We start from the raw sequence: 6,965 nt of genomic DNA, 5'->3' as shown, positions 1-6,965 counted from the left end.
CAAATCTGCGTAGGAAATCCGGTGAGGAAGGGTTGGTTTGAGGTCACACGAGAAGCAACCTGATCACCGGATTTCCGACCACTCCTTTCGCCGAAATCTCGCTTAAGTCAGTGCCATTCGGGTCAGTGTCAGATCCTCGCAGGGCACATCGATGGTTTTTTCAGACAATGACAGCCCGATTCCACCGCCACGCGGCGTGCTCATCGGGGAGTGGTGCGCCAACTTTCCATTGATCTCGTAAATAAAGTAGGCCTCGCCCTTGACTGAGGATACGGCCTTGTAGGTGCTGGTGATTTTCGCGGTCGGGCCGGTATAGCCGGCAGGCATTTGGTAGCTAGTGACGCAACTGGTGGATAGAACACAGGCGGCACTGGAGATGAGGATATGGATAGATGGAAGGTATTTCATATTTGGTAGGTTGGGATGAAGTTGGGAAAAAAGACGGTTTGATCAAGCGTGATGATCAGAATCTAGCGAAAGGCGGAGACCGGACGCTGATCATCAAGGATGGAGCCATCCACGCGGCGTAAAATGTAGTCGCAGTCTGGGTGCAGACTGTGGTGTTTAATCACTGCTTTCAAGCTGATCAATCGGATCATCGGGTGTACCAGCAAACTCCGCCAGACGCGTCGCTGCCAACCGTTCCAATCTTTGCGCTTGGATCAGGAGCGTGGTTCTCAGGGCCTTTGTCACTTTCCGTTCGCTGATCACGCGGGCGAGGGCGGCGATTGTATTGGCCCGCCGCGCAAGTCTGACATCCGGATGTTTACGTTGTGGGAAAATGTCATCCGGAATGATTCTGCCTCGGTAAGATTCGGGTAGATCGATAACTGTGGTGATTCCGGGCTTCTTCTCGTTGAGGACTGCTTTGAAGGACGACTCCTCGATGACCTTGAGATATAGGGAGTATTCCGCCCTATTGAGTTCTGCTTTTTTCTCCTCTTTCGACAAAGTCGCTAGATCAATCGGCCAAACGCAGATTTCAGCGACTTCAAATGGATCGAGCACGTTCATCGCTACTGCGTCCGTCCTCTGATTCGTCAGATGCCTTCCGATTCGCGCCCCCAATCCTTCATAGGTCTGCCCGATGTAGATTGGCTCACCGTCATAGTCGTAAAAGGCATAGACACCGCACGCCGCTCCTCCAATCGTGCCCCCGCTGCTCCTTGGTGTGCGTAGGAAGTTTTGAATCTCAGCGCGGATCGCGGCAACGTCGCCGGGCTGACCCTCAATTGCGGAGGGGGCGGGCGGAGTTTTGCGTGGCTTTGCCGCCTTTGCCATATTTGACGGAGCGGGCCTTGGTTGGGGATCCTTGGAATTCGACATAACGTTCAAGTGCGAGAGGAGTCAGGTAGTTGTCGGCGATCCAACGGATAGCTGGAACACAGACGGCGTCGCCAAAGCCGAACAGGGCTTGATTCAATGGCACTGCCAATCGGAAGTCACCCGCACCCATTAGGCGGGAACACTCGCGGGCGGTGAGCAGGCGGACCGAGAACTTACCTTTTCCTGCACAAAACAGGATTTGGCGTCCACTGCCACCACGAGGAGTCCGCAGGCAACCGGCGATCCCATCCGTTCTAAGCTCAGCCATTGATCCAGTTGCCCGGACCCGGCGAAACACTGTCGCGTATGATTGCTTCGAAGACGCGATCATCTTGTCCGCAAGATCACGGTGCTTCGGACTCATCTGGTTAAGCAAGTAATCGCTACGCTCCCTGCTCCACCAAGCTGCCGAATTCGGCGATAGCTCTTCAATGATGTCATCGAGTCGAATCTGATGCCTCGGCAGGTTTGGTAGTGATCGTAGATTCCAACGGATATCAGGATGCCAGAGAATGAAATCAGCGAGTGCCGCTGGCCGGAGATCACTCTGTAGAAGTGAAGGCGTTTCTTCCACCATGCTGTTGGACCCCTGCTGCCCCACTACGAACAGACGCTGGCGGCTCTGTGGAACGAAGCGTGCGGCATCAATAATGAAGGCATCGACCGCATACCCAAGCCTGTTCAGAGCTGAGAGGGCTTCGTGGAAATCGGCACCACCTTGCGAGGTGAGAAATCCTGTAACGTTCTCAAGCAGGATCATAGAAGGTCTCCGAGATCCCATTTTTTCAAGAATATGGATGAATCCCCAGAATGCTGACGAATGCTGTCCAGCGAGTCCTTTCCGCGACCCGGCGAGCGATAGGTCGTTGCAAGGAAACGACGCGGTTGCAAGCAGCGTGGTGGGTACACTCGTCGGTTTGATCGCATGGACGTCCCCCAACACAAATTCAGGAGACTCCCCGAAATGGTCGCGGTACATCTGATACTTCTTCTCGTCGATGTCGTTGGCGAAAGTCGTATTCCAACCCGCTTGATCCAACCCCAGCCTCATCAATCCGATTCCAGCGAAATACTCGGCAACGGTCAAATGGGGCATTTCCTGCATGGCGGCCATTAAATAATTTCAATCGAAAGCTGCAAGCCCAACTGTTCGTAAAGCACCTACTACAAAACCAGCGGTGGTCACAGACCACTACATTTTCCAAGCGCATCCAACCGCTGCACCAGCGGCGGATGCGAGTAGTCGAGCCAGACGCGCAGCGGGGCGGGGGAGGGATGGGAGAGGTGGTCGGCGGACATTTTCTTCAGGGCATCGCCGAGGGCCGCGCCGTCGCCGGTGACTTTCGCGGCGTAGGCGTCCGCTTCGAATTCGTGGCGGCGGGACCAGGCGTTGGCGAGGACGCCGAGCAATTTGCTAACGGGCTCCAACAGGATGCTGAAAAGCACGAGTCCGACTTGCGGCGAGATTTGTTTCACGCCGAATGCGTCGAAGAGCTGACGGGCGAATTTTCCATCGGGATCGGTGGCGAGGCCTAGCAGGAAGAAGATGACGGCGGTTTGAAGGATGCCGACGGCGAGGCGCTGCTTGATGTGGCCGCAGCGGAAGTGGCCGATTTCATGGGCGAGCACTCCCAGCAGTTCCGGCTGGCTGCTTTTCTCGACGAGAGTGTCGAATAGCGCGATTTTCTTTTGCTTCCCGAGGCCGGTGAAGAACGCGTTGGCCTTGGTGGAGCGCTTCGATCCGTCCATCACGAAGACGCCGGTGAGGGGGAATCCGCATTTCACGCCGAGCGCTTCGATCTGCTGTTTCAGCTCGCCATCGGGCATCGGCGTGAATTTGTTGAACAGCGGCATGATCAGCGACGGAGCGAGATAGGTGAGGATCAGCTGGAACGCCGTCACCACGAGCCATGCCCACAGCCAGGCGTTGTGGACGTTGCCGAAAATCCATAAAACCGCGGCACCGAGCGGCAGCCCGATCACCGCCGCCAGGACGAGGCCCTTGACCCGGTCCATGATGAAGGTCGCCGGAGTGGAGCGGTTGAAGCCGAATTTCTGCTCGATGACGAAGGTGTCATAAATGGAAAACGGCAGCCCGATCAGGCTTTGGCCGAGGATGAGCAGCGATAGGAAAATCAACCCGGCGGCGACCGGTGATTTCGTGAGCGAGCGGGAAAATTCGTCGAGCCACGCGAATCCGCCGAGCGACCAGAAGACCAGCAGGGCCACCAGCGAAACGGTGGATTGGATGATGCCGAACTTCGCGTTCACCCGCAGATAGGACCTCGCTTTTTCGAGTTTCTCCGAATCCATCAGGTCGTCCAGCGCCTTGGGCACGGAGCTGGGAAACGCCTTCAAATTCAGCAAAGTCGCGGCGAGTTCCAGCTTCCAAAGCACGAAAACCCCGATCAGGATGATCACCGACATGAAATTCCAATCGCTCATTGCCGCAATCATGCATGGCTCCCGGCTACCGGCAAGAGCGGCGCTTGTCGTGATTTCCTGCGGGGCAATGGGCGGTTGCATCAGCCTGATTGCGAAAAAACACACCTACGGCACCGCGGCCTCGTCGCCGCCCGTCCGCGTCAACGGCACGGACATCCGGATGCAGGTGAAACCGGAAGGAACCGAAGGCGGAAGCTACGCCTTGAGCGCGATGGTCGTCTCGGCCGCCGTCGCTACTTTTGACGGTCCGTTCAGTTGGCGGCTTGAGGCGGCGGGGGAAATCGGCAAGCAGGAATCGCTCGTCGTCCACCGGATCCGCACCGTGACCGGCAAGACGCATCGCGACGAATGGTATCCCGCCGACCATCTAGGGAAGCGGGCGGATTTCACCCGACGGAAAGGCGAAACGGGAGCGACCCGCGCGATTTACCCGATTTCCGGGCTGCTCAAGGTCAAGCCGCTCGAAGACGGTGCGCTGGATGTGTATGTGGATCTGACCGTGGTTTCCAAGGGCCGCGGCGAAAGGAAGCTGGTGCATTTCCGCATGGATCCGTCCGACAAGCGTCAGGACGAGTTCATTTTTGTGCCGACGGAAATCGCCCATAGCATCGGGAAATCGCCGGCGGATTGGGACGATGCTGGTTGGGATTGAGCGTTGCCTTGGGCGGAAATCAGCCCTAGCGTCCCCAAACCCACATGGTGAAAACTCCGTTCCTTCGCCGACTTTCGTTGGTCTCATGCCTCGCGGTCGTGCCGGTCCTCGCCCAGGATCTGCATGCTCCGGACATCGTCAGCAATACCCCTCAGAGCAATCCGATCCTCAGCGAGCCCCATGCCTCCCGCAACGCCTCGGATGGGTCCATCAACAACCGCAAGGACGCGCGGACGATCACTTTGAAAATCCCCGCCCCGCGCGGTGAAATCGTGGACCGCGAGGGAGCGCCGATCGCCCAGAACCAGGTGGCCTATCAGATCGCGATCCAGTTCAAGCAGTTTGAAAACGCCGATCGGGATTTCGTCGTCAACTGGGCGCGCACCCGGCTGGATTCGCTGCCAGCGCTCGTCAAGAATCAGATCCAGAAAACCGACGACGAGTTGTTCGATCACTATAATAACCGGCGTTGGCTGCCTTTGTTAGTGACCGGACAGATCAGTGCGAAAGAGGCGCACAATATCGAGCCGAAACTCGGTTCGGGGCTGGTCCTGCATCCGGTTTACAGCCGCTACTATCCGGAAGGGGAAGTCGCCGCGCACATCATCGGCTACACCGGAAGCGTTGGGAAATTGCCGACCGGCCCCATCAATTTCAACGAACCGCTCTGGGAGGAATCCGAGGGGCGCGCCGGATTGGAGAAGATTTTCAACACCCAGCTCACGGGCGATCCCGGCACCAAGCGCCTGCTCTTCGACGAGAACGGGAACAAGCTGTTGGAAGAACAGGTGAAGCGTCCCCGCCCCGGCGGCACGGTGGTCACCACGCTCGATCTCAAATGGCAGAAACTCGCCGAGGAAACCCTGCGCAACGGCTGCCGCCGCGGCGCGTTCGTCGTCATCGACGTCGTCACCGGAGAGGTTCTCGTGATGGCGTCGCGTCCGTCGTTCGATCTCAACGATTTCATTCCCGGCATCAATGAAAAGGAATTCAAGGCACTGAACGAGGATCCGTCCACGCCGCTGTATGGCCGGGCGTTCCAGTCCGTCTATCCGCCGGCATCTTCCTTCAAGCCGATCGTCGCCCTCGCCGCCCTCAACAATGGCACGGTCACCGAAACTTCGGAAATCTACTGCGGCGCCTCATTCAACGTCGGGAACACGGTCATGCACAACTGGAGCAAGATTCCGGAAGGCTCGATCAATGTGAAGCGCGCGCTCGCCCGCTCGTGCAACACCTGGTTCTATCAAGTCGGCATCGACGTCGGCCCGAATGCGTTCCTGAGTCTCGCCCGTCGCCTTGGTTTCGGCCAAAACACCGGACTTCCGCTCGTCGGTGAAAATGCCGGACTGGTTCCCAGCGACGAGTGGATGCTCAAGAACGAGAAGCGTCGGATCCTCAATGGCGATACCGCGAACCTTGCGATCGGCCAGGGAAGTCTGTTAGCGTCGCCGCTTCAGGTCGCCCAGGCGATGGCGGGCATCGCCAACGGCAACATCGCTCCGAAGCTCCAGCTCATCCGCCAGGTTCAGGACACCCGTGGTCGCGTCGTCCAGGCCGCGATTCCGCAGCGGCGTGAATGGCTCGGAGTCGATGCCAAAGCGGTGGACATCGTCCACGAAGGCATGGGAGATGTCGTCAACGGTCCTGGTGGAACCGGGTCCGCGGCGCAACTCAGCTACACCACCCTCTGCGGAAAAACCGGAACCGCTCAATGGGGACCGCCGTCGAAAAACCAGCGTCTCGCGTGGTTCGCCGGTTTCCTGCCGCGGGACAATCCGCGCTACTCGTTCGCTGTTCTCTATGAAGGCCGCCCCGGCGAAACGGTGTCGGGCGGACGTATGGCCGCTCCCATGGTCAAAAAGTTTTTCGAAGGCATCAAGGAAGACATCAAGGACACCATCGCACCGCCGAAAAAAGCGCTGGTGGTCATCCCCGAAGGCACTCCTGCCGACGATGCTAACAAAGAGCCTATTGAAACTGATCCTAACGGCGAAGGCATCAACTCAGCCGATCCATCCGTCCGCCCGCTGAGGGCTCTGCCGGTTGAGCCATTGAAGCATCCCGAAGATACGAAACGCGACGACTCTGCGGAAGATCCCGCCGACGACGCTCCGCAGGAAGGCCCCCGCGCCATCCGTGCCATTCCGGTAGGCGAAGACGAGGTGATTCAGGACGGAGTTGAAGAGCCGTAAGCAAACTGGGAGCGCGGAATTCATTCCGATGCCAATAAGGATTCGTTAGGAGACAATCATTTCTTGATCCCGAAAGGGATCGCAGATTTTAGCCCCAGGTCGAGGAGCGTCAGCGACGAAAACCTGGGGATCCTTGTAGGTAGAAGGATTCGACCCCGGCAGCGGGTCGTAGAAGGCGTGACGATCCGTGGTGCGCCTGGCGTTTCTGGCACGCCTTTCAGGGTGCGAATTCATGGGTAACCGGCCCCCGGGGTAGTCGTCGCTTTCGCTTCTCGACCCCGGGCTAACCTCTGAAATCCCTACCGGGATATGGAATGAAGCCGAAATTCTATCCAATCCTTAATGGC

At 57.9% G+C, this 6,965-nt stretch carries 6 protein-coding genes; 2 read left to right on the top strand and 4 right to left on the bottom strand.

The window, feature by feature from the left end:
• Positions 1–102 precede the first annotated feature (102 nt).
• The 4 genes from ABIQ96_RS00945 to ABIQ96_RS00930 form a co-directional block, all read right to left on the bottom strand.
• Positions 103–408, bottom strand: a complete 306-nt coding sequence (locus tag ABIQ96_RS00945) for a hypothetical protein (RefSeq protein WP_348212653.1) — start codon at positions 406–408, stop codon at positions 103–105.
• Between the two features lie 156 nt (positions 409–564).
• Positions 565–1,014 carry a hypothetical protein gene (locus ABIQ96_RS00940; protein ID WP_348212652.1) on the bottom strand — a complete coding sequence of 150 codons (450 nt, stop codon included), beginning with the start codon at positions 1,012–1,014 and terminating at the stop codon, positions 565–567.
• 214 nt (positions 1,015–1,228) lie between these two features.
• Entirely contained in the window at positions 1,229–2,440 is a 1,212-nt protein-coding gene (dcm, locus tag ABIQ96_RS00935) for a DNA (cytosine-5-)-methyltransferase (protein WP_348212651.1), read from the bottom strand.
• Between the two features lie 68 nt (positions 2,441–2,508).
• Positions 2,509–3,753: a M48 family metallopeptidase gene (locus ABIQ96_RS00930; protein ID WP_348212650.1), complete on the bottom strand. Its 1,245-nt coding sequence runs from the start codon at positions 3,751–3,753 to the stop codon at positions 2,509–2,511.
• Here ABIQ96_RS00930 and ABIQ96_RS00925 point away from each other — a divergent pair.
• Together ABIQ96_RS00925 and mrdA are read left to right on the top strand one after the other, a co-directional pair.
• A complete protein-coding gene (locus ABIQ96_RS00925) occupies positions 3,752–4,423 on the top strand; it encodes a hypothetical protein (protein ID WP_348212649.1) in 672 nt (223 codons plus the stop codon). The two genes, ABIQ96_RS00930 and ABIQ96_RS00925, sit on opposite strands and share 2 nt — an antisense overlap.
• A gap of 44 nt (positions 4,424–4,467) precedes the next feature.
• Positions 4,468–6,618 carry a penicillin-binding protein 2 gene (mrdA, locus tag ABIQ96_RS00920; RefSeq protein WP_348212648.1) on the top strand — a complete coding sequence of 717 codons (2,151 nt, stop codon included), beginning with the start codon at positions 4,468–4,470 and terminating at the stop codon, positions 6,616–6,618.
• Positions 6,619–6,965 lie beyond the last annotated feature (347 nt).

Source organism: Luteolibacter sp. (genome assembly GCF_039920825.1).
GTDB lineage: Bacteria > Verrucomicrobiota > Verrucomicrobiia > Verrucomicrobiales > Akkermansiaceae > Luteolibacter.
Note: the sequence above shows the minus strand (reverse complement) of the source record. Positions and strands in the feature narration are given on the sequence as shown.

Bases quoted from the DNA above. Each gene is read 5' to 3' on its own strand.
- ABIQ96_RS00945 (WP_348212653.1), bottom strand. From the start codon at position 408: ATGAAATACCTTCCATCTATCCATATCCTCATCTCCAGTGCCGCCTGT.
- ABIQ96_RS00940 (WP_348212652.1), bottom strand. From the start codon at position 1,014: ATGAACGTGCTCGATCCATTTGAAGTCGCTGAAATCTGCGTTTGGCCG.
- dcm (WP_348212651.1), bottom strand. From the start codon at position 2,440: ATGGCCGCCATGCAGGAAATGCCCCATTTGACCGTTGCCGAGTATTTC.
- ABIQ96_RS00925 (WP_348212649.1), top strand. From the start codon at position 3,752: ATGAAATTCCAATCGCTCATTGCCGCAATCATGCATGGCTCCCGGCTA.
- ABIQ96_RS00930 (WP_348212650.1), bottom strand. From the start codon at position 3,753: ATGTCGGTGATCATCCTGATCGGGGTTTTCGTGCTTTGGAAGCTGGAA.
- mrdA (WP_348212648.1), top strand. From the start codon at position 4,468: ATGGTGAAAACTCCGTTCCTTCGCCGACTTTCGTTGGTCTCATGCCTC.